Genomic DNA, 19,730 nt, shown 5'->3' on the forward strand with positions numbered 1-19,730 from the left:
AGGACATGCCGCGCTTTGCCGCCAATCTCACGATGCTGTTCAACGAGCTGCCGTTCATGGAGCGCTTCGCCGCCGCCAAGGCGGCCGGCTTCAGCGGCGTCGAATATCTGTTCCCGTACGATTTCGACAAGGCGGAGCTACGCGAGCAGCTCGCACGCCATGGCCTGACCCAGGTGCTGCACAATCTGCCCGCCGGCAACTGGGCCGCGGGCGAGCGCGGCATCGCGATCCTGCCGGACCGCGTCGACGAATTCCGCGACGGCGTCCGCCGCGCCATCGAGTATGCGCGGGCGCTCGACTGCCGCCAGCTCAACTGCCTCGTCGGGATCGCGCCCGATGATGCCGATCCGCGCGAGCTCAACCAGGTGCTGGCGCGCAATTTGCGCTTTGCCGCCACCGCGCTCAAGGCGCAAGGGATCAAGCTGCTGATCGAGCCGATCAACACGCTCGACATCCCCGGTTTCTTCCTCAACCGCACCGCCCAGGCGCTGCAGCTGATCGCCGAGGTCGAGTCCGACAACCTGTTCGTCCAGTACGACATCTACCACATGCAGATCATGGAAGGCGATCTCGCCCGCACCATGCAGAAGCATCTCGCCCGCATCGCCCACATCCAGCTCGCCGACAACCCCGGCCGCCACGAGCCCGGCACCGGCGAGATCAACTACGCCTTCCTGTTCCGCCACCTCGACGCCATCGGCTATTCCGGCTGGATCGGCTGCGAGTATAAGCCGAAGGCGGGAACGGTGGATGGGCTGGGATGGATGATGGATCGGACGATGGTCCTGGCCGGATGAGTTTCGCCTGATGCGCATTGTCCCAAGCTGTTTCTGACGGCGGTGCGACGTGAACGCCATCAGCAGCGAACTCTGGCGCAGAGCGCAGTGCGCTCCCTCTCCCCGTTCTTCACGGGAGAGGGGCGGGGTGAGGGGCAGCCGTGCGGGAGGTGCAGGCGGCACGGTGACCGCGCCCGCCAGGGCAGCAGTCGCTTCGCCGCGCCTGGTGCTGATCGTCGCCGTCGCGGGGGCTGCTTGACATGCCCGACGAGCTACGTAATTGGCTGTCGCTCATGCAATGCGCGCTTTCGGCTCACGCCGCCGCGCCAGTACGAGGACAACTCTCATGAGCATCCGCGTCGGCATCGTCGGCATCAGCGGTTTTGGCGGCGGCGAGGCGATGCGCCTGATTGCGGGCCATCCGTCGTTCGAGCTCGTCTATGCCGCGGGGGAGGGCAGCGCCGGCAGCCGGTTGGTGGACCGCTTTCCCGGCGTGCCGGCGAGGCTGGCCGAGCTGGTGATCGAGAAGTGGGACCCGGCCACGCTGCCGAAGCTCGACGTGCTGTTCGCGTCGCTGCCCACGGGCACCTCGGCCGAGGCGCTGGCGCGCGTCCCCGGGAACGTGAAGATCGTCGATATCGGCGGCGACCATCGCTACGTCGAGGGTTGGGCGTATGGCCTCGCCGACGTCTGGCCGGCGGAGATCGAGGGGCGGAGCCGCGTCGCCAATCCCGGCTGCTTCCCCGCGGCGACCCTGACCGCGCTGGCGCCGCTGCTGGCGGATAAACTGATCGAGCCGGGCAACATCGTGATCGACGCCAAGACCGGCATCTCCGGCGCCGGCCGGGGCGGCTCCGACAGCAGGTTCGGCTACGCCGAGAGCAACGAGAACCTGGTGCCCTACGGCCTGCTCAAGCACGTCCACATGCCCGAGATCGAACGGACGATCGCGCGGCTGAGCGGCGGCAGCGCGGCCGGCCTGGTGTTCACGCCGCATCTGGTGCCGATGACCCGCGGCATCCTCGCCACCATCTACTGCCGCGGCCGCGCCACCACCGACCAGTGCCTCGCCGCGGCCCGCCGCTTCTATGCCAACAGGGCCTTCGTCCGCGTCACCGACAAGCCGCCGCAGACCAAATGGGCCACCGGCTCGAACCTCGCCTTCGTCAGCTACGCGGCTGATCCGGAGCGCAACCTCGTGATCGCGATGGGCGTGGTCGACAATCTCGGCAAGGGCGCGGCCGGTCAGGCGGTGCAGAACGCGAACCTGATGTGTGGCCTGCCGGAAACCGCGGGGCTGGAGGGCGGGCCGGTGTGGCCGTGAGATATCTTGCGAGGCCGTACTGTCGCCGCTGTGAGGGTCCGACATCCGTCGCGTGATCCTACGCGCTGCAAAATTCACCCGAGGTCACTGATGTCATTTGTCGCGACCGTGTTTGCACAATCCTTCTTCCACGGCACACGCGCCGATCTGCGGCCGGGTGATTTGATCGCTGTCGGATTTCCCTCCAATTTCACCGAGGCGGAGCCGCTGTCCTGGGTCTACTTCACGGCGACGCTGGACGCGGCGATCTGGGGCGCCGAGCTGGCTGTCGGCAGCGCACGGGAACGGATCTACGTCGTGGAGCCCACCGGCGACATCGTCGACGATCCGAACGTGACCGACAAGAAGTTCGCAGGCAATCCGACGCGGTCCTATCGATCACGTGCGCCGCTGCGCGTCGTCGCCGAGGATTGGCAGGGGCACGCACCGGACGTGCTGGCCAAGATGAGGGAGAACATCGCGCGTGTCAGGGTCGAGGGGCCTGGCATCATCGATTGAATGCCAGATCGATTGCTGTCGCCCCCCGATGTTCATGAGACCGTCCAGAGCGAGCTCGACAAGTATCCGACCGAGATCTTCTCCCAAATCGAGGTCGCGGGCGGACGCGTCTGGATCAAGCCGGAAGGCGTCAGGTATTTCGCGGGAGACCTGTCAAGCAGGAGCAGAAGCTGGTCTGGGCGACCGACTATCCACCCGCCGTCGACATTGTTTCTTGTCCTATTTTGGGTTGCAGACGGCGCGACGGTAAATCTCTCCTTTTGCCGGTGACTAAGACCTTGTAAGCTTCCAGCTATGCTTGAAAGATATACGAGGGGGCATGGAGCTCAGGCATCTGCGCTATTTTGTTGCCGTTGCTGAAGAAGGCGGCCTGCTGACCGCCGCCCAGCGGCGATTGAACACCTCGCAGCCATCGCTCAGCCGGCAGATCCGCGATCTGGAGTCCGAAGTCGGCGTTCCGCTGTTGGAGCGCCAGGCCCGCGGCGTGACGCTGACCTCCGCCGGACGCGTGTTTCTCGATCACGCGCGATTGGCGCTGCTTCAGGTCGAGGCGGCGACCGAGGGGGCCCGGCAGACGGCCCGTCCGCAAAAGCCTCTCCTCTCGATGGGATTCCTCGTTGGCTTGGAGGTCATGTGGCTGCCGCAACTTCTGCGCATCCTGCGCGAGGAAGCCCCGGACGTCGACGTCACGCTCAGCACGCAATCCTCGCCGGAACTCGCGCTTGCTTTGATGCGGGGGAAGCTGGACATCGCCTTTCTTCGTCCCGAGAAAAACATCGAGGGTGTCGTCTTCAAGGTGCTGGCGAAGGAGCCGTTGATCGCGGTGCTGCCGGCCGACCATCGTCTGGCATCGCGCAAGAAGATTCGGCCGCAGGATCTCGCCCGCGAAATCTATGTCAGTTCGGCGCGGACTTCCCCCGTGTTGCAAGAGGTCATCCAGGACTATGCCTCGCGCGTCGGCATCACCCTGGAGCCGAAGTACGCGGGCGAGAACATCTCGTCCGCCATGTCGCTGGTGGCATCGACCGGCGGGATCAGCCTCGTTCCCCTCTATGCGCAGAACATGCTCGCACCCAACGTCGTCGCGCGAGCGCTCGACGGCGGCACGCCAACGGTCGACCTGGCCCTGGGATACAATCGGGCCAACCCGTCGCCGTTGCTGCGCCGGCTCTTGTCGCGCGCCGACGAACTGGTCGCGAACGTCCAGAACCAGAGCATCATTCGCTACGTTGAACCCGAATAGCGGGGACGATAGACGGTTGTGCAGGTCAAAAGCAGCCTTCGGGCAGGCGCCTGCTGCTTCGGCTTCGGCCTGACCTTGGGACCGTCCCGCCGCGCATATCAAGGCGGAAGGCCGCATTCGCAGCGCTTCGCCGTAACCCAAGGCGCCGATGAGCACTCATTGGCCGGGCGCGCCTATCGAAGAGAGCCGAGCGTTACCCGTCGTCCGCGGTTGATCGGTGGGACCGCCCAGCAGCGTCGTTCGCCTTTCGGCCATGGCATGGTTGAACAATTCAACGGCGAGACCGAATGCGGACAAGTCCTCTGGCTCGATTGCTCCATCGTCATAGCCCTTGAGAGTCTCGCTGATGATCGCGTCGACTTGCCGTTGCCATGTCAGCAGATCCTGTTCGGACCCAGCCTTGCGAACCTCCGACATGGCCTCGACAACGCGGCTGCGGCAACTGGTGCTGTCGTTCGTTTCGTCCCGATTCAGATAGCGACGCAGCCAGGCGGCGGCCGAACCGATGCCGGACAGCGCAAGCAGGGCAAACCAGAAGTAGTCGCTGTACTTGTCCAGAAAGGTTCGCTCCGTGCCGTTGATCACTGCCGCGGCGCCCCGATGCACGGAAGGTTCGGTCTCCTTCTCTGTGTCGGGCTTCATGATGCGCGAAGCACCGGCTGTGCCTTGCGTGATCGTGTCGCGGACCGCAAACAGCTGCCGGTAGAACGCAGCCGCCTTGGCCTCGGAGAGTTCCTTTCTTGCCAGGATCAGATGGTTGACGCTGACAGTGTCGATCTTGTCCGCCGGCCAGGCCGGTCTCGCGCTGAAGACGCTCGGCGGAATCTCCTCGGCCTCGTAGCGGGGGTGCTTCAGCGCAATAGCCTCGGATGCATCGATCGGAAGAAAAGTGGGAGCTCCGCGCTCCCGGGAGGTGGTGGTGATCGCGTCCGCGGTGATTTTGCTGTCGAGCGGACCGACCGCGAGATACGCATCGAGGGTGGAATCTTGCGCAAGCTTTTGGACCTCATCTGTCCCGAATTGCGCCGTGGCCACCTTGTCGGGCTGCACGCCGGAGCCCTCCAGAATGGTCTGGAGGACTGCGACATTTGCTCCGGTCCTCCCGATAATTCCGACCTTATGACCCGCCAGACTGGCGATCTCTTTGATATTGCCGGTACCCTTCTTCTTGGGATCGCTGCCGTGTCGTCCCGACGGAGACCACAGGACGACGTAGTTCTTCCGCAGGACCGCCAATGTCTGCGCATCGGGCGGCATGCTGAGATCGCCACGGCCGACCGCGAGGTCAGTTTTATCGGCGGCCAGGAGTGCGAGAGATTCAGCGGCTCCCCCGGTCGTGATCGGAGAGAGCCTGACTGTCCTGCTTTCCTCGCCGAAAGCGTCGGCCATGGCTTGGACCACCCGGTGGTCGTCGCTGCCGGCCGGTCCCACGGCGATCCGGAGAGTCTCGGGCTGCAAGACGTAGACGAGGGCGGTCGCTGCGGCGCCAAACGCAACGAATCCCAAAGCCAACACGATCAGCAACCTTCGTTGCCGACCATCGTGAGCACTTTTGACGGGATCGAGCGATGACATCAGCAGACCCTCTGAGAGCAAACGCCTGCAGGGCTACAAGCGCAATGGGAACTTGGGGGAACCGGTCGCGGCGCGCAATGTTCCGCCACCCTCGGCGAGTTCACAAAGGCGAATGGCTGTGCAGATGCGACCCCAAAGCGTCCCGAAGTCTCCTTTGGGTCACTAGCCGACGTCCCGTTTCTCGCCTGATATGAACGACGCCGCGAGCTGAGGCGGTCCGGGAGAACGAGATGGCAGCAATTCTTAGCTACCGGATGACGGCGACCCTTCGCTACCGAACGATGTTCGTTCTGGCGGTGTCTGGTTTCTGTTGTGGCATCGGGGCCAGCCTGGCTTGGGCATATGTCCTCTGCAGTCGAGAGGTACCCGATCTCGACTCAAGGGTGACTGTCATCCTGATCCTGATGTTGGCCTTGACGGGCGCGTCTTTCCTTCTGGCCCGGTTTGCCAAAAAGCGGCTTAGGACAATCGCATCAGCAAAATAAGGTACCGTAAGCCGAAATCAGTCATGGTCGTTTTTGGTCAGCTAAGGGTCAACACCGGATCCGTCGGTCGGCCCCAAAGCTCGGCTTTGGGCCAAAAGCGGCTGTCGCATGCCGTCTCTTAAACTGGAAGGAGAGGCCGCCTTGCAAACGGCATCTCCTTCGGGAAGGCGATGGTGGATGAAAGATGTCGTCAAGACCTGATGAACGAGAGCAGGTCGGGATTGAGGACATCTGCATGCGTGGTCAGCATGCCATGGGGATAGCCCGGATAAGTCTTCAGCGACCCGTTCTTGAGCAGGTTGACCGCACGCGGCACGGTGCTTGCGAAGGGGACGATTTGATCGGCCTCGCCATGCATAATCAGCACCGGCACGGTGATCTTCTTGAGGTCTTCTGTATAATCTTCCAACCAGGAGGCGACAGTCGCGTAGTGAGCCAGAGCGCCACCGGCCATGCCCTGACGCCACCAGTTCGCAATGATCGCCTCCGAAGGCTTGGCCCCGTCGAGGTTGTAACCGTAGAACGGGTTCTCAGGGACGAACCGATAGAACTGCGACCGGTTGGCCAGCATGCCCGCACGAACCCCTTCGAACCAATCCAGCGGCTGACCGGACGGGTTTTCCTCGCTCCGATACATGTTCGGCGTCAAGGAAGCGACCAGGACCGCCTTCGCGACCCGCTCCTGGTGGCGCGCGACATAGCGAGCCACCTCACCGCAACCTGTGGAGTGACCGATGTGGATCGCGTCGCGCAGGTCGAGGTGCTTGGTCAGGTCCGCGAGGTCGGCAGCCCAGGTATCCATGTCGTTGCCGGTGCTGGGCTGGTCGGACCGTCCGTGCCCACGACGGTCATGCGCGATGACGCGGAAACCCTGCTGCAGGAAGAACATCATCTGGGCATCCCAGTCGTCTGCTGTCAGCGGCCAACCGTGGCTGAAGACGATCGGCTGACCTGATCCCCAATCCTTGTAGAAGATGTTTACACCGTCTTTAGTCGTGATCGTGGACATCGTGTCACTCCATCTGCGCTGTCAGACGGCGATTGATCGATCATTGAGCCACTCGTTACTCAATTTCGCTGGCAGGGTTTTAGAACTGAGGCCCTGGAGACCCTTGCCTTGGCAACACCAACCGCCGACGCGTTACCGTTGCGAAGGTAATTCCTGCTTCTGCTGGAAACAAATACCTACTAGGCTGCGATGTATGCCTTGGAAGCATATGGGGGCGAATGGACCTCGGCAGCGCTCGGAGACCAAAACGCGGCAACCTTCGACATATAGATCGAGAAATGACTGCAAGTCCGAAAATTCATCGGCCGCGCGAAGTGCTTCGGGGCGATCCCACTTGAGGTCAATACCATTGCGCTTTCGCCAGGGCGAACATCATCTCTGGCTCGATACTGCCCTCGAGGTGCCTATGTAATTCGGTCTTCGGAAGTTTGCGGATGAATGGCGCCAAGTCTTGTATTCAGGATCACCCATCTCTTTGAGAGCTGTTTTTCTTTGAGAGCTGTTTTCGCTCGGGCCGTACAACGAACCCGTTCTGCTGTCGAAAGCAAAGCCGGAACGATTCATGTGGAGTCAGCTATGGGCCATTAACGGAACATTATGACTCCGGCTCTCCTTACGAAGGTTTGTTGGTCAAAAACGAATATGCTGGCTACCGGCCCAGCGAAGCACCGCAAGAGGCAGACTTCGAGGTAGGAGCTACAGGCGGCTCTGTTTGCGCTAGAAAGTTGGTGAGGGAATGGAACGTAGCACCGCATTGATGTCCCTCGTCGAAGGAAGCATCTTTCACGCTACGACACCCAATGGCGCGAGCTACATCTGCTTGGTTACGTTGATCGCGAACGGCCAGATTTGGGCTAGGCGGGTAACGACGCAGGAGCCGCTCGTGTTTGATCGCACGACGGGCATAGCCGAGGTCGGCGACGACTCGGTGATGTGCACAATCGACTCAACCGCGCCATTGCCGACCGACATTCATGAGGTCTTGCTCCAGCTCGATCGGAGATACGGAGCTGGGCACGATCCACGCCTGCGCCGGGAGGAAATGAACGCTTTGCTGTTCGTTGGCCCGTTCTGGCGCGCCCATCCGCTATGATTTGAGGGGTTGGTCGGATGTTCGCTCCGGGTAAAAAGCGGCCGATCGGTCGCGGGGCCGTTTATTTCGGGTCGACGCCGGGAAGCCAACATTGGGGGCGCAGACCGGTAGGTCCGGGACACCGGAGATTTCGCCGCACGCGCTCGAAAAGGCGGCGAACGACATGAGAGCCGCGATCAGGGGGGCGTCGTGGCGAGTCACGAGGAAAGACATCCCCCAGCTCCGGAAATGCTCCGTGCGGCCCAGCATTTACGTTCCGGGCCAGGAGCTGAAATTATGCGCGGTCAACTGAGGCGGCTTTGCTCATCCAAATAACGCCACAAGAGGTCCTATTGCAAAGATCCAGAAGCTGAAGGCTGTTTCATTTTTTATTGCCCAGGCGCGATATTTCTGCCCCTCTCCATTAAACAACTCCTTGTCTACTTGCGCTGCAAACCTTCGGAGGAAGATCACGTCTTTACGTTCGACGCCGGGAGCTAAGTTCCGCCGGGCTTGCGTTAGGAGATAAAGCTCGAGTCCGCCGAAGACCACGACACCAAAGAACCAGATATAGCGTGCCATCGAACCGGCTCCCCTGCTGTCTAAATCTTAAAGCGCCGGCGGTCTGTCTGCTATGGGTCAGAAGCTGACCCGTCCCAATTGCTCAATTTCTAAGAATTTGGTCGGATGGAGTTTTTAGGAGACGAGACTAATGCTGGGACTATAATGCTGAAACATTATCCTATCCCTTGGATCAAGCGATGAGATGGCTTAGCTGGCAGTTCACGCGCACCGACGTGCTCAGCGGCCTTTTTGCCGTTATTCTATTAGGTATCTGTGCCGTTATTCTTGTTCGCCATCCGTCCGTTCATCAGTCAACGGGCTTCGACCCAGATTGGGAATGCAAAAGCATCCCCGACAGTGAGCCAGTTTGCATGAAGAAGATTAGCCATTAAGACGGTCGCTATGGGTCGGTCGCCTCGATCCGGCTCCTCGCGGGCGGTTTAACCCGGGAGAGCAGACGTTGCCGGCGCCGACTGGAAAGTCCGCATTGGGCCACAAACGGACATTCAATTCGGGATATCTTCGCCGTTCCAGAAGCGATTGAGCGTCTCCCACCAGCGCTTCGATTCTGATTTCAACCAAAATTCGAACCTCCTCGGGTCGATGCCTCTATTCAAGGAAACATTCTGAATACCCTCGAGTAGACCAATCGTTGCCGCCTCCTTAACGTATTGATCCCCCTCGCAATGCCATCGCTCAACCACATCGAAGACCACTTCGAAATGCTTGGTCTCGCCGGCGTGGAGCTGCTCCACGAGATGGTGAGCTAAATCTTGAAGCGCCAAGTAGTATGGCAGTCCCTCTTTGCTATCTTCCCAATGATTGAGGAAAGCGCGCCAGGCCGGTACGAACGTCGGGCACGCGGCGAGCATTGGGTCGAACATGTCATTCTTACTGATCATTGTCGGGAGAGCTTAGTTCATCCAGGGACAAATGTCTCCAATGGGTCAAAAGCTGCCCTGAGCCGCTCCGGCGGTTCACTTCCGGTCGATCCTCGAGAGCGGACATTCTTAGCGTCGCTCCGGAAGGTTCGAGATGGGCCAAAAGGCGAAATGACTGATACAAGGCGAGGCCGGCACTAAGGTGACCCAAAATCCGCGAGACATGCATGCCTTCTGACAAACCGCTTCCTCGCCTATACGTCGATTTCAACGAGATGTTGGCTCCAGACTTGGTTCTCTTGTCGCGGCACGGTGCGAAGCGAGATGCAAATGGCGAGATGATTCATTTGTATGAAGGGCTCGTAGTCGCGATCTTTTCCGACGACCTAGATGACCAAGGGCAACCGGATAACCTCGTCGCGGTGGGAGTTGTTGAACGCAACCATGACGAAGGTTGGTCGAAACACGTCAAATGGTGTTGCCGCATTGGACCAGAGGGAATCCGGCACGAATCTGACTTCAAGACCAACTCCTAGCCGCTAACCAAAATGGTCCGCTTCGGGTCAAAAGCCGGCTTGTTGCACGAAAATTGCTTGCTTCCGCTTTGAGATCCTGGAGCAGACATTGCCGGAGCTGAGCCGAAGGTGGCCACCGTACGAGGACCGATTTGGAACGGCGGTCATACGCCGTTCGCCGCTCAGGGCTACCGTGCCCTATGGCGGGCGCTCAGGTATCCGCCAAACGCCGTGACCGCGGGGCTCAGCAGCAGAGAGACGAAGTACAGTGCTTCATGACCCGCCGCACCGCCTCTGACCAGGGCGTATACGGTGGCTCCGACCGAAAGGATCGACGACAAGCCCCCGTTGAGAACGTCATCGTGCCTGGCCATGCGGGCCGCGACGTAGCCACTAAGCACGGAGCCGAGTGAGCCCAGGAGGGTAGACCAGAACCAGAAGACGCCGCTCGCCAGCACGAACTGGTTGGCGGCGTCCATATTGTTCGTGGAAGCTGCCGATGACTTCAGGACATAGATCGCCGCCAAGAAGCCCGCGATGGAAGACAAAACGATGTCGACAATGTTGCCGACCGCAACAGCCATGAGAGATATGCGGTTCATCCCGTCCTATGCACTTTAGGTCACTGAACGTAGCAACCTACACTTAAACGGCGCTATCAAAAAGCGGTACGAGGGAGCAAGGTTGCGAACGTGCTTAGGCGGTTGGTCCGCTCCGGGTCAGAAGCAGCCTTCCGGCGGTCCTACGACTTACTTCCGGTTGAACCCCGAACGCGGACCTGTCCGGTGCCGGCCGGAAGATCTGGGATGGATCAATCAGCGACGCCGGCAGGGGGCGCAGCCATGCCAGATGTCACTGGCTTCCAGCGAGATGCTGATGGAAAAACCCGATCATCTCAGCGTGAAGGTGTTGATGAAAATCGTGACGGTCGAAGCCCGGCGCGTCGGTGCAAGCCGACGGGTTACCCTGCGCTTCCTTCGGTGTGCAGGTTGCAAGGAAAGAGAAGTGTTTGGCGTTTGTCACGAAGTGACAATCCGGGCTTGGAAGCCCTTGTTTGATCGCTGCCGCGCAGCAGCCTGACAGGCCATCAGCATTCTGTGCAGGATCGGAGCTCCATAACTGCACCGGAACCGCAACTTCCTTCAGGTTCTTCTCGGGGAACACAAATGCCGGATATGGATCAATGATGACGGCAGCCCTCACGCGCGGATCAGTCGTGACTGGCTGACCGGGCGCCTCACCGTTTTCCAGCTGCTTGCAGGCCAACAGACTGGACGTTGCGCAATTGGGCAGGCCCTTTCGCAAATCGGGATGACCACCGATGACGGCAAGACCCGTATAGCCGCCAAACGAAAATCCGTAGAGACCAATACGCTGAGCGTCGATGCGTGCCGCGTCGGGCCAGCCATCGAGCATGTAGTCGATCAGCCGCTTGATATCCGCAGGGCGCTCCACCAGCACCGAAAGGCTGTCGGTACGGCTGGCGTCGCGCCAAGTGTCACCGGGATGATTGAGTGCAGCGACGACAAAGCCCGCGTCGGCCAAGGCCGCCGCAGTATCATGGTGACCGCCGAACCAGCCTCGTCTGCCGTGCGATATCACGATGAGGGGAAGCTTTTCCCCTGTCACGGCGCATCCGGGGACTGCAAGGAAGATGGCACCACGTGCATCCATTTCTCGCGGGGGCTCCGTACAAGGTGTCCAAACGAGCAGTCTGATCCCCGGTCCCACCCCGTCAGCGGGAATGTCAAAATTTCTCACACCCGCCGCGTTCGCCACTGTCAGTTCAAGGAAGAAGCAGAAAGCAGATAACAAAATAACGAGACGCATTACTGGCTCCTGCGGGAAAAACGGCCTGCACAATGGGGAGTTGAACCAACCGATTATGTCGCCTTCGGGTCAAGAGCGGGATCAGCCGTTGTGGCCGAAAACGTTGGTTCTCCGGTCGGTCGTCGACGTGCTCGTCGGGCAAATCACCCCCGATCCTGCCCGCAGCCATCGGTCTCTGCACCCGCAGCGCGCGAAGCATGCCATCGATGGAGGTCGAAATTCTTTCGTCGAAACAATCCGATGTCGCGCGCGTCGCTGAAGAGACAAAAATCACTTTCTTTTTTCCAGAAATCATGCATGATGCGCGCATCCTGTCCCGCCGAGAGGGGCGTTGCGCGCGATCGTCACGACACGTGGGGCAGGGATGCGGTGGCCGTGGAGTGTCGCAGCGTGCGCTTGGCGCATGCGGACGAACGACGCTTTGCGGACGTGAAGTCGTGTGGTCCTGGCCTCCCGGTGCCGAGGTCAAGTTCGCGACGAGGGCTTGTGCTCTCGCGCGATGCGACGGGGTCAATCAGCCGGTCCCCGAGGAGAGCGCGAAAGAAGCGTTAAGACCGCCGCGCAGGGAATGCCGGTTGATCGGCACCACCTGTGGTACCTGCCGCCTGCATTTTTTTCGCAGGCGGGCCATGGGTGAGGCCTTCACCCGGCATTCCCTGCGCCCTCTCGATTCGTCGAAGGGCTCGACCATCCGCATGACTCGGGCGTGATCCGCCGCGAGACAGCGAACGCGCGCCTGGCTGTTTGAAAACGTGGAATGGAAACTTTGCAACCTCTCCGTCATCTCCCGAGATGGTGCGGAGATCCAGGATTAGTTCCCGTGGCGATGATGAAGTTTAGGCCATTTGGAACCGGAACCGCCGGTGATCCTCGTTGTTGATTGGCATCTTGAAACCACTGGAGGAGAAAATGATGAGGACCCGTCTTGCCGTCTCGCTGATCGCCACCTCGCTGCTGGCGTCGACCGCAGCGTTTGCTCAATCGACCACCGTTGAAGGTGCCGCCAATGGCGCAGCGGCCGGCGGCGCCGTGGCCGGTCCGGTTGGCGCCATGGTCGGTGGCACGGTCGGCGCTGCTGTCGGCGCAGCCGTGGAAATCCCGAACGCCGTGATCACCTCGATCGATGCCGAGCGTGCGCCGTCGGTGGTGGTGCGTGAGCGCGTCGTGGTCGGCGAGCCGCTGCCCGACACGGTCGAACTGCGTCCGGTGCCGCGCTACACCGAGTATCGCTACGCCGTCGTCAACGATCGCCGCGTGATCGTCGATCCGCGCACCCGCCGCGTCATCAAGATCATCGAGTGATCTGACGTCATCGTATCGGAAGGCCCCGTCGCAACCGTGGCGGGGCCTTCTGCGTTTCAGGTCGTCTGCGTGCGGATCTGGCGCGCGAGCCAGTCCAGCGCGGCGGCCAGTCCGAAGCCGATGCAGGCCGTGGTGGCGTCGACGATGAAATCCTCCAGCCGGGCATGACGCCCGGGCGCCACGAATTGCGCCAGCTCCAGCGCCCCGATCAGGACGACCGCGATCGCCGTCGTCAGCAGCCGATGGCTCCGATAGGCGAGACCGAAGGCCAGCCCGATCAGCACGAAGGCGAGGGCGTGCTCGCCGTCCTGTCCGAGATGGGAATGCGGCCGGTAGTTCGGCGGGCCCAGCGTTGCGAATGCGACGGCTGCGGCGAGCAGCCAGGCCGAGAGGCGGAATACGATCTTCATGAGCTCTGCTTAGCACGATCCGGGCTGCGGGCCGGGCTCACAGCGGCTTGAGCCCCTAGTGTAGTTAACGCAGCGCGGGCCGAGGTTCATGGCGTCTCATCTTACCGCACGGCGTCGTCGCCGGGCGCTTCAGATCGGTTGCCGCACGCCCAGCCCCTGCATGAAGCGCTCGCGGATCTGGGCGGGATCGCGCCGCGTCGCGCCCACGCCGGGCTTGTCGTCGATCCGCGCCGCGATCAGCGTTGGGCCGGCGGTCTCCAGCACCGCATCGACCAGGCGTTCGAAATCCTCCTCGTCAGCGGCCCAATGGCTCGCAGCAATGCCGCAGCCGGCGGCAATGGCCACGATGTCGGCGTTCCGGGCCGGCGTCGGCTGGTTTCCGGTGATCTGGTAGATGCCATTGTCCATGACGATGATGGCGAGATTTTTGGGGGCGAGCGTCGCAATCGTGGTCAGGCAGCCCAGCTGCATCAACAGCGAGCCGTCGCCTTCGAGCGCGAAAACCCGGCGCTGCGGCTGCGCCAGCGCGACGCCGAGCGCGATCGGGCAGGCCAGCCCCATGCTGCCGAGCATGTAGAAGTTCTGCGGCCGCTGGCCTGCCGCCCACAGGTCGAAATTGGTGTTGCCGATGCCGCCGATCACCGCCTCCTCGTGGGTCAGTTTCGCGACCAGCCGGCAGGTGAGGTCGGTGCGGTTCATGACCCTGGTGTTGCGGATGGCGGCGCTCATGCGAACACCTTTCCGCCGGTGAGCAAAGGCGACAGGATCAGTGTCACCGGCGCCTGCGTCGCGACCGCCTGCTTGATCGAGCGGTCGACGACGAATTCGAGCTCGTCGAGGCGGGTCATGGTGTGATGCTCCATCGCCAGCGCATCGAGCACCGGCCGCATCGTCCGGCAGACCAGCGACTGGCCGTAATTGAACTCGCCGAGCGTGCCGCGCTCGGACACGATCATGGTCAGCGGGATCTGGCAGGGCACGACCAGCGAGGCCAGCACGTTGGCGAGCGTGGCGAAGCCGGACGTCTGCATCAGCAGTGCGCCGCGCCGCCCGCCCATCCAGGCGCCGGCGAGAATGCCGACGGCTTCCTCCTCGCGCGCCGTGGCGAAGGTCGTAAAGAACGGGTCGTCGTGCAGGCTCTGGATCAACGGTGTCAGGACGCGGTCGGGAACATAGGGGACCAGATCGACCTCGTTGCGCTTGAACGTGGCCAGGATGATCTCGTGCCAGCTGGGCGTCGATGCTGGTCGCGCCGCATCGGCTTCGATGGCCATTCTCGTTCCTCCCGGTCGCGTCTCGGCGGCTCGCGAGCTTGACGTGACCGGGACGATTGTCAACATGCCGGCCCCGCCGAGTTGAGTCCGAAATCAAGAGCAAGAACCAGGAGGTCGCCTCACCATGGCCGCGAATTCGAAGCGCGTCTTCTACGTCAAATATCTCGCTCACCCGATCTTCAGCGAGCTGCTTGCAGGCCGCGCCGACGTCCGGCTGGACCGGCTGGAGAACGAGAGCCCGGAGGACGCATGCGCGCCCATTCTGGCCGCGGCCCACGCTTACCAGATTGGCGCGGCCCGCGACGAGCTCGCGCCCCGCTTCCATGTCGATGCCGACCTGCTGCGCCGCGCGCCGAACCTTCTGATCGTCTCCAGCAACGGAGCCGGCTACGACCCGGTCGATGTCGAGGCCTGCACGACGGCCGGCGTCCTGGTGGTGAACCAGTCCGGCGGCAATGCGCATTCGGTGGCCGAGCACACGCTCGGCATGATGCTGACCTTGTCGAAGCGGATCATCCAGTCCGACCGCCGGCTGCGTCGGGAGCACCACGTCAACCGCAACGACCTCATCGGCAACGAGGTGCAGGGCCGCACCATCGGCATCGTCGGCCTCGGCAATGTCGGCCGTCGGGTCGCCGAGCTGTGCCGCGGCCTGCTTGGGATGACCGTGCTGGCCTACGACCCCTATCTCTCTTCCGAGGAGATCGCCGCGCGCGGCGCCGAGAAGATGGAGCTCCATGACCTGCTGCGGCGCTCCGATTTCGTCTCGATCAACTGCCCGCTGACGAAGGACAGCCGCGGCATGATCGGTGCGCGGGAGTTCGCGCTGATGCCGCCGCATGCCTATTTCGTCACCACGGCCCGCGGCTTCATCCACGACGAGGAGGCACTGCTTGCGGCGCTCCGCGACAAGCGCATCGCCGGTGCCGGGCTCGACGTCTGGTCCAAGGAGCCGCCGCCGCCCGAGCATCCGCTGTTGCAGTTCGACAACGTGCTGGCGAGCCCGCATACGGCCGGCGTGACCCGGGAGGCCCGGCAGAACATGGGCCAGATCGCCGCCGAGCAGCTGCTGGGCGCGCTCGACGGCGGCCGGCCGCCCCGCCTGATCAACCCCGAGGCCTGGCCCCGCTACAGCGCCCGGTTCCGCGAGGCGTTCGGAGTGACGCCGGCCTAGGCCGGCGGGGAGCAAAGGGCCTGAGAAGATTTCATGCGTCGGAGGCCGCAACGCAGCAGCGTTTGTTCTCTCCAGGGCGGCTTCGACGAAGCGGACATTGCTATTTTTCGGCGCGTCTCGACAGCCACGCGGGCACTGATCATTTTTCCAACAGCGCCATGAGCTTAAGCCTGCCTTTTCGCTCGGCGCCGAAAGGAAAGCGGTCCGATGCGCCGGCTCAATTCGATCTTGAAGTCCACCCATGGTCGCGTCAGCCGCGCGGTGTCGAAGTTCGTCGCCATCGCTGCGGCGAGCCTGCCATCCGTCGGCGCCTGAGCGCCGGTTCCGTTGCTCCGTCAAATATTTGCGTCGTCCGTTTGATATCAGTCAACAGCGGACCGCCAAGCGCGCTAACATCGCTTTCAGTACTGCTTGAGAGGCAGGAGGTTGCATGTCGCGCTATGTCATCCATTTCATGAAGGACGTGCTGGGCGAGAACGGCCGCCAGTGCGAGATCTGCCAGGGCACGCTCGAAGTCGAGGCCGACGACGAAGGCCAGGCCGCCGAGATCGCCAAGACGAAGTTCTGCGAACAGCAGGAGTTGCGCGACTGGTCGCTGCATGCCGATCGCATCCAGGTGGAAGCGGCCGACTTTCCGTCCTGACCTGCCGTTCAGCGGCCCATGCCGGCCGGTGCGTCGCTTGCGCCTGGGCCGAGCGAGCGCTGCACCATGACGGTGTCCGACCAGCGGCCGAAACGATACGCGACCCCGGGGAGAAGCCCGACCCGGGCGAACCCGAACCGCTCGTGGATGCCGAGGGACGCGATGTTGTCCGCGTCGATATAGCCGATCATTTGCCGATACCCCGCAGCAGCACAGGCATCGATCAGCGCCTGCATCAACAGCCTGCCGACGCCGCGGCCCAGATGCTCGTGATGGACGTAGATCGAGTGCTTGACCGCAAACCGGTAGGCCGGCCGTTTCCTGAACTGCACCACATAGGCATAGCCGACGACCTCGCCGCGGAACGTCGCCACCAGATGCGGCAGGCGCTGGTTGCGCAGGTTCTTGCGCCGCTGCTTGAGATCATCAGGCTCCGGCGCGCCCGAGCCGGCGGCGCTCTCCTCGATTCCCCGGCGGATGTGCCGTCGGTAGATCGCAAGCATCGCGTCGACGTCCTCGTCGCGGGACGGTCGGACCAGCACTGGCGGTTCGGTCTCGAGAACGGTCGTGGTGCTGTCCATGGTTCGAATTACTCTTTACTCTGCGCAAACATAGGTATGGAGCCGGATCCGGCCAGATTCGTCGATCTCCTTGTACAATCCTTGAATCTCGACGTCGAAACCCGGGAAGGCGTTGAAGGCGCGCTCGAACATCTTGAGATAATCGATCATCGGCTTGGCGCGCTCGGATAGCCGCTCGCCCGGCACGATGGTCGCGATGCCCGGCGGATAGACCACGAACGGCGTCGTCGCGATGCGACCTTCGATCCGGTCGATCGGCAGGTAATCGACCTCGTTGCGCATCAGCGCGCGCGCGGCCTCGCGCGGCGACATCGCGATCTCCGGCATGTGCTGCGGCTGGAACTGTTTCGCCTGCAGCGCGCTCACATCGGCCTCGCGATAGAAGCGGTGCATCTCGCCGCAGAGGTCGCGCAGCCGCAGCTTGCCGTAACGCCCAAAGCGCTTGCGCGTGAACTCCGGGATGGCGTCCTCCAGCAGCACGTTGTCGTCATGCAGCCGCTTGAACGCGACGAGACCGCTGATCAGGGTGCCGGCCTTGCTCGCCTCGACGCCGGGCGTCAGCAGGAACAGCAGCGAGTTGAGGTCGTTCTTCTCGGCGACGATACGATTCTCGCGCAGATATTGCGCGACCACGGGCGCGGGGATGCCGTGATCGGCATAGCCGCCGGTGGCGCGATCGAAGCCCGGGGTGAGCAACGTCAGCTTGTTCGGATCGGTCATGGTGAAGCCGGCGGCGAGATCCGGAAAGCCATGCCATGCTGCCTCGGGCGCGAGCTGCCAGAGCGAGGCGTCGGTCGCGAGCTGGTCGGTCGAGATCGCTTCCCAGGCGACATCATGGCTCGCCCCGGGATTGGCCGCATCGGGGATCGACACGCGATCCGGAACGAACGGCTCGAAGAACCAGCGCCGTGCCGGATCCTTCTCCTTCTCGTCGAATTCCCTGCGCATCGCCCTGATCTTCTTGCGCAATTCGATGCCGAGCCGGATCGTGTCGTCCCACAGCACCTCACCGGAGCGGCCCTTCATCATCTGCGCGCCGACGTCGAGCGAGGCGAACAGCGGGTAGAACGGCGATGTCGAGGCGTGCTGCATGAAGCTTTCGTTGAAGCGCCGATGCTCGATCCGCCGCCGCTGACCCTTGATGTGGCGGTCCTTGACGTGGATCTGCGACGCCTGGGAGAAGCTCGCGAGCTGCTTGTGGGTCGATTGCGTGGCGATGATGCCGGGAGCTTCGGGGCCGAGCTCGCCGAGGCCCATGGCGAAGCGACCGGCATAGAGCGGGTGAAATTTCATGAAGCCCGCCCAGGCCTCGTCGAACATGATGTAGTCGCAGAGGTGGCCGATCCGCTTGAGGATCATCTCGGCGCTATGGATCGTGCCGTCATAGGTGCACTGCTCGACCACTGCGACGCGGAATGGGCGCGGCTTGCGCCAGGCGTCGGGGTCCTTGACCAGCGGGTTGTCACGGATCTGCTGCCGCAGATGCTCTTCGTCCAGCAGGTCCCAGCGCATCGGACCGATAAGGCCCCAGGGATTGCGAACCGTTGGAATATAGATCGGGAAGCCGCCCGAGATCAGCAGCGCGCCATGATGGGCGGCCTTGTGGTTGTTGCGATCGAACAGCACGAGGTCGCCGTCGGTGACCAGCGCCCCCAGCACCACCTTGTTGGACGTCGAGGTGCCGTTGAGGACGAAATAGGTCTTCTCGGCACCGAAGATCTGCGCTGCTTCCTTTTGCGCGCGCAGAGCAGGTCCCTCATGGGTGAGGAGATCGCCGAGATCGAGCACGGAATTGTCGAGGTCGTCGCGAAAGACGGCTTCGCCGAGATGCTCGACGAAGATCCGGCCGATCGGGCTGCGGCTGTAGAACACGCCGCCATTGTGCCCGGGGCAGGTCCAGAGCTGGTTGCCTTCCTCGGCATAGTCCACCAGCGTGCCGAAGAACGGCGTCTTCAAGGTCTCGGCATATTGCTTCAGCCGGCTGATCAGGTTCTTGGCGATGAAGGCGGGCGTCTCCTCCGACAGGAAGACATAGCCGTCGATGAAATCGAGCACCTCGACCGGCAGATCCTCGAACCGCTTGCGCCGGATCAGGAGGATGATCGGGAAGTCCAGGCCGCGCCGGCGCATCAGGTTGATCAGCGCCGCGGTCTTGCCTTCCAGGCCCTTCTTGCCCCAGTCGACGATCATGCAGCCGATCGCGGCGTCCGTTTGCACGGCGATCTCGGCATCCTCCAGCTTCCGCGCCCGCACGACCTCGAAGCCGGATCGCTGGATCTCCTCGATGATCTGGTTGAAGCGGACGCCGGCGAGGTCGTCGGTCTCGAACACGGGCGCGGCGAACAGGAAGGTGAAGCGGCGGAAGTAATCCATGAGAGTCTTTCGGGCTGGAAGGGCAGCCAGCTGTCGACGCGTTTCATGACAGTTGGATGACAATCGCGTAGTCGGCGCGCACAGGTTCCGCCAATGGGCCTGCTTTGTTCGCCTCCTGCTCCTTGAGCCGATCGCGCCTTGCGCTTGTCTTGGCCGCGCCGCGGTGGCAATCGTCCAAACCCGACCACAGCGAAAAGGATC

At 62.5% G+C, this 19,730-nt stretch carries 22 protein-coding genes; 10 read left to right on the forward strand and 12 right to left on the reverse strand.

All coding sequences use genetic code 11. The annotated features are described in order from the left end of the window. The first annotated feature begins 5 nt into the window (after positions 1–5). The 4 genes from hyi to S58_RS13510 all read left to right on the forward strand — a co-directional run bounded on the left by hyi (position 6) and on the right by S58_RS13510 (position 3,841). On the forward strand, positions 6–797 hold the full coding sequence (hyi, locus tag S58_RS13490) for a hydroxypyruvate isomerase (protein WP_015665880.1): 792 nt from the start codon (positions 6–8) through the stop codon (positions 795–797). 325 nt (positions 798–1,122) lie between these two features. Further along, positions 1,123–2,100, forward strand: coding sequence for an N-acetyl-gamma-glutamyl-phosphate reductase (gene argC / locus S58_RS13495; protein WP_015665881.1), 978 nt, complete (start codon positions 1,123–1,125; stop codon positions 2,098–2,100). A gap of 90 nt (positions 2,101–2,190) precedes the next feature. Further along, positions 2,191–2,598: an NAD(+)--rifampin ADP-ribosyltransferase gene (gene arr, locus S58_RS13500; protein WP_015665882.1), complete on the forward strand. Its 408-nt coding sequence runs from the start codon at positions 2,191–2,193 to the stop codon at positions 2,596–2,598. Between the two features lie 319 nt (positions 2,599–2,917). Continuing rightward, positions 2,918–3,841: a LysR substrate-binding domain-containing protein gene (locus tag S58_RS13510; protein ID WP_015665883.1), complete on the forward strand. Its 924-nt coding sequence runs from the start codon at positions 2,918–2,920 to the stop codon at positions 3,839–3,841. 156 nt (positions 3,842–3,997) lie between these two features. Here S58_RS13510 and S58_RS13515 read toward each other — a convergent pair whose 3' ends face one another. Continuing rightward, entirely contained in the window at positions 3,998–5,416 is a 1,419-nt protein-coding gene (locus S58_RS13515; protein WP_042340731.1) for an ABC transporter substrate-binding protein, read from the reverse strand. Between the two features lie 230 nt (positions 5,417–5,646). Between S58_RS13515 and S58_RS13520 the strand changes: the two genes are divergently transcribed. Further along, on the forward strand, positions 5,647–5,901 hold the full coding sequence (locus S58_RS13520) for a hypothetical protein (protein ID WP_144058310.1): 255 nt from the start codon (positions 5,647–5,649) through the stop codon (positions 5,899–5,901). Between the two features lie 190 nt (positions 5,902–6,091). Here the strand turns inward: S58_RS13520 and S58_RS13525 are convergent, their stop codons facing one another. Further along, entirely contained in the window at positions 6,092–6,910 is an 819-nt protein-coding gene (locus tag S58_RS13525; RefSeq protein WP_015665885.1) for an alpha/beta fold hydrolase, read from the reverse strand. A 736-nt stretch (positions 6,911–7,646) separates the two neighbouring features. Between S58_RS13525 and S58_RS13530 the strand changes: the two genes are divergently transcribed. Beyond that, on the forward strand, positions 7,647–8,003 hold the full coding sequence (locus S58_RS13530) for a hypothetical protein (protein ID WP_015665886.1): 357 nt from the start codon (positions 7,647–7,649) through the stop codon (positions 8,001–8,003). A gap of 303 nt (positions 8,004–8,306) precedes the next feature. Here the strand turns inward: S58_RS13530 and S58_RS13535 are convergent, their stop codons facing one another. Beyond that, complete coding sequence (locus tag S58_RS13535) at positions 8,307–8,564, reverse strand: hypothetical protein (protein ID WP_015665887.1); 258 nt, start codon at positions 8,562–8,564, stop codon at positions 8,307–8,309. Positions 8,565–9,052: 488 nt separating this feature from the next. Further along, positions 9,053–9,430, reverse strand: a complete 378-nt coding sequence (locus S58_RS13540; protein WP_244440761.1) for a DUF7674 family protein — start codon at positions 9,428–9,430, stop codon at positions 9,053–9,055. 224 nt (positions 9,431–9,654) lie between these two features. On the opposite strand from S58_RS13540, the gene S58_RS38820 reads away from it, so the two are divergent. After that, the gene (locus tag S58_RS38820) at positions 9,655–9,963 is read left to right on the forward strand and encodes a hypothetical protein (RefSeq protein WP_015665889.1); all 309 of its coding nucleotides are present in this window, start codon (positions 9,655–9,657) and stop codon (positions 9,961–9,963) included. Positions 9,964–10,130: 167 nt separating this feature from the next. On the opposite strand, the gene S58_RS13545 is transcribed toward S58_RS38820, so the two are convergent. The 3 genes from S58_RS13545 to S58_RS38135 all read right to left on the reverse strand — a co-directional run bounded on the left by S58_RS13545 (position 10,131) and on the right by S58_RS38135 (position 12,071). Continuing rightward, positions 10,131–10,526 (reverse strand): hypothetical protein, encoded by a 396-nt coding sequence (locus tag S58_RS13545; protein WP_144058311.1) that lies wholly within the window; start codon positions 10,524–10,526, stop codon positions 10,131–10,133. Between the two features lie 268 nt (positions 10,527–10,794). Then, positions 10,795–11,772, reverse strand: coding sequence for an alpha/beta hydrolase family protein (locus S58_RS13550; RefSeq protein WP_042339405.1), 978 nt, complete (start codon positions 11,770–11,772; stop codon positions 10,795–10,797). 143 nt (positions 11,773–11,915) lie between these two features. Beyond that, on the reverse strand, positions 11,916–12,071 hold the full coding sequence (locus tag S58_RS38135) for a hypothetical protein (protein WP_160167596.1): 156 nt from the start codon (positions 12,069–12,071) through the stop codon (positions 11,916–11,918). A 613-nt stretch (positions 12,072–12,684) separates the two neighbouring features. Here S58_RS38135 and S58_RS13560 point away from each other — a divergent pair. After that, positions 12,685–13,074, forward strand: a complete 390-nt coding sequence (locus tag S58_RS13560) for a DUF1236 domain-containing protein (protein ID WP_015665892.1) — start codon at positions 12,685–12,687, stop codon at positions 13,072–13,074. Positions 13,075–13,130: 56 nt separating this feature from the next. Here the strand turns inward: S58_RS13560 and S58_RS13565 are convergent, their stop codons facing one another. From S58_RS13565 to S58_RS13575, 3 genes are all read right to left on the reverse strand, one after another. Beyond that, complete coding sequence (locus S58_RS13565) at positions 13,131–13,484, reverse strand: VanZ family protein (RefSeq protein WP_015665893.1); 354 nt, start codon at positions 13,482–13,484, stop codon at positions 13,131–13,133. Positions 13,485–13,613: 129 nt separating this feature from the next. Further along, positions 13,614–14,213, reverse strand: a complete 600-nt coding sequence (locus S58_RS13570) for a thiamine pyrophosphate-dependent enzyme (protein WP_015665894.1) — start codon at positions 14,211–14,213, stop codon at positions 13,614–13,616. Beyond that, entirely contained in the window at positions 14,210–14,758 is a 549-nt protein-coding gene (locus S58_RS13575; protein ID WP_015665895.1) for a thiamine pyrophosphate-binding protein, read from the reverse strand. The genes S58_RS13570 and S58_RS13575 overlap by 4 nt, the downstream gene beginning before the upstream one ends. Before the next feature lie 124 nt (positions 14,759–14,882). On the opposite strand from S58_RS13575, the gene S58_RS13580 reads away from it, so the two are divergent. Both S58_RS13580 and S58_RS13585 read left to right on the forward strand, forming a co-directional pair. Continuing rightward, positions 14,883–15,932, forward strand: a complete 1,050-nt coding sequence (locus S58_RS13580) for a hydroxyacid dehydrogenase (protein ID WP_015665896.1) — start codon at positions 14,883–14,885, stop codon at positions 15,930–15,932. Between the two features lie 430 nt (positions 15,933–16,362). Continuing rightward, the gene (locus S58_RS13585; RefSeq protein ID WP_015665897.1) at positions 16,363–16,575 is read left to right on the forward strand and encodes a hypothetical protein; all 213 of its coding nucleotides are present in this window, start codon (positions 16,363–16,365) and stop codon (positions 16,573–16,575) included. Positions 16,576–16,583: 8 nt separating this feature from the next. Here the strand turns inward: S58_RS13585 and S58_RS13590 are convergent, their stop codons facing one another. Together S58_RS13590 and S58_RS13595 are read right to left on the reverse strand one after the other, a co-directional pair. After that, the gene (locus S58_RS13590; RefSeq protein WP_015665898.1) at positions 16,584–17,156 is read right to left on the reverse strand and encodes a GNAT family N-acetyltransferase; all 573 of its coding nucleotides are present in this window, start codon (positions 17,154–17,156) and stop codon (positions 16,584–16,586) included. Positions 17,157–17,171: 15 nt separating this feature from the next. Continuing rightward, complete coding sequence (locus tag S58_RS13595; protein WP_015665899.1) at positions 17,172–19,529, reverse strand: Orn/Lys/Arg family decarboxylase; 2,358 nt, start codon at positions 19,527–19,529, stop codon at positions 17,172–17,174. Positions 19,530–19,730: the final 201 nt, after the last annotated feature.

Source organism: Bradyrhizobium oligotrophicum S58 (genome assembly GCF_000344805.1).
GTDB lineage: Bacteria > Pseudomonadota > Alphaproteobacteria > Rhizobiales > Xanthobacteraceae > Bradyrhizobium > Bradyrhizobium oligotrophicum.

Bases quoted from the DNA above. Each gene is read 5' to 3' on its own strand.
- hyi (WP_015665880.1), top strand. From the start codon at position 6: ATGCCGCGCTTTGCCGCCAATCTCACGATGCTGTTCAACGAGCTGCCG.
- S58_RS13540 (WP_244440761.1), bottom strand. From the start codon at position 9,430: ATGTTCGACCCAATGCTCGCCGCGTGCCCGACGTTCGTACCGGCCTGG.
- S58_RS38820 (WP_015665889.1), top strand. From the start codon at position 9,655: ATGCCTTCTGACAAACCGCTTCCTCGCCTATACGTCGATTTCAACGAG.
- S58_RS13560 (WP_015665892.1), top strand. From the start codon at position 12,685: ATGAGGACCCGTCTTGCCGTCTCGCTGATCGCCACCTCGCTGCTGGCG.
- S58_RS13545 (WP_144058311.1), bottom strand. From the start codon at position 10,526: ATGGCTGTTGCGGTCGGCAACATTGTCGACATCGTTTTGTCTTCCATC.
- S58_RS13570 (WP_015665894.1), bottom strand. From the start codon at position 14,213: ATGAGCGCCGCCATCCGCAACACCAGGGTCATGAACCGCACCGACCTC.
- S58_RS13530 (WP_015665886.1), top strand. From the start codon at position 7,647: ATGGAACGTAGCACCGCATTGATGTCCCTCGTCGAAGGAAGCATCTTT.
- S58_RS13595 (WP_015665899.1), bottom strand. From the start codon at position 19,529: ATGGATTACTTCCGCCGCTTCACCTTCCTGTTCGCCGCGCCCGTGTTC.
- S58_RS13590 (WP_015665898.1), bottom strand. From the start codon at position 17,156: ATGGACAGCACCACGACCGTTCTCGAGACCGAACCGCCAGTGCTGGTC.
- S58_RS38135 (WP_160167596.1), bottom strand. From the start codon at position 12,071: ATGCATGATTTCTGGAAAAAAGAAAGTGATTTTTGTCTCTTCAGCGAC.
- S58_RS13575 (WP_015665895.1), bottom strand. From the start codon at position 14,758: ATGGCCATCGAAGCCGATGCGGCGCGACCAGCATCGACGCCCAGCTGG.
- S58_RS13520 (WP_144058310.1), top strand. From the start codon at position 5,647: ATGGCAGCAATTCTTAGCTACCGGATGACGGCGACCCTTCGCTACCGA.
- S58_RS13565 (WP_015665893.1), bottom strand. From the start codon at position 13,484: ATGAAGATCGTATTCCGCCTCTCGGCCTGGCTGCTCGCCGCAGCCGTC.
- S58_RS13510 (WP_015665883.1), top strand. From the start codon at position 2,918: ATGGAGCTCAGGCATCTGCGCTATTTTGTTGCCGTTGCTGAAGAAGGC.
- arr (WP_015665882.1), top strand. From the start codon at position 2,191: ATGTCATTTGTCGCGACCGTGTTTGCACAATCCTTCTTCCACGGCACA.
- S58_RS13535 (WP_015665887.1), bottom strand. From the start codon at position 8,564: ATGGCACGCTATATCTGGTTCTTTGGTGTCGTGGTCTTCGGCGGACTC.
- S58_RS13525 (WP_015665885.1), bottom strand. From the start codon at position 6,910: ATGTCCACGATCACGACTAAAGACGGTGTAAACATCTTCTACAAGGAT.
- S58_RS13550 (WP_042339405.1), bottom strand. From the start codon at position 11,772: ATGCGTCTCGTTATTTTGTTATCTGCTTTCTGCTTCTTCCTTGAACTG.
- S58_RS13515 (WP_042340731.1), bottom strand. From the start codon at position 5,416: ATGTCATCGCTCGATCCCGTCAAAAGTGCTCACGATGGTCGGCAACGA.
- argC (WP_015665881.1), top strand. From the start codon at position 1,123: ATGAGCATCCGCGTCGGCATCGTCGGCATCAGCGGTTTTGGCGGCGGC.
- S58_RS13580 (WP_015665896.1), top strand. From the start codon at position 14,883: ATGGCCGCGAATTCGAAGCGCGTCTTCTACGTCAAATATCTCGCTCAC.
- S58_RS13585 (WP_015665897.1), top strand. From the start codon at position 16,363: ATGTCGCGCTATGTCATCCATTTCATGAAGGACGTGCTGGGCGAGAAC.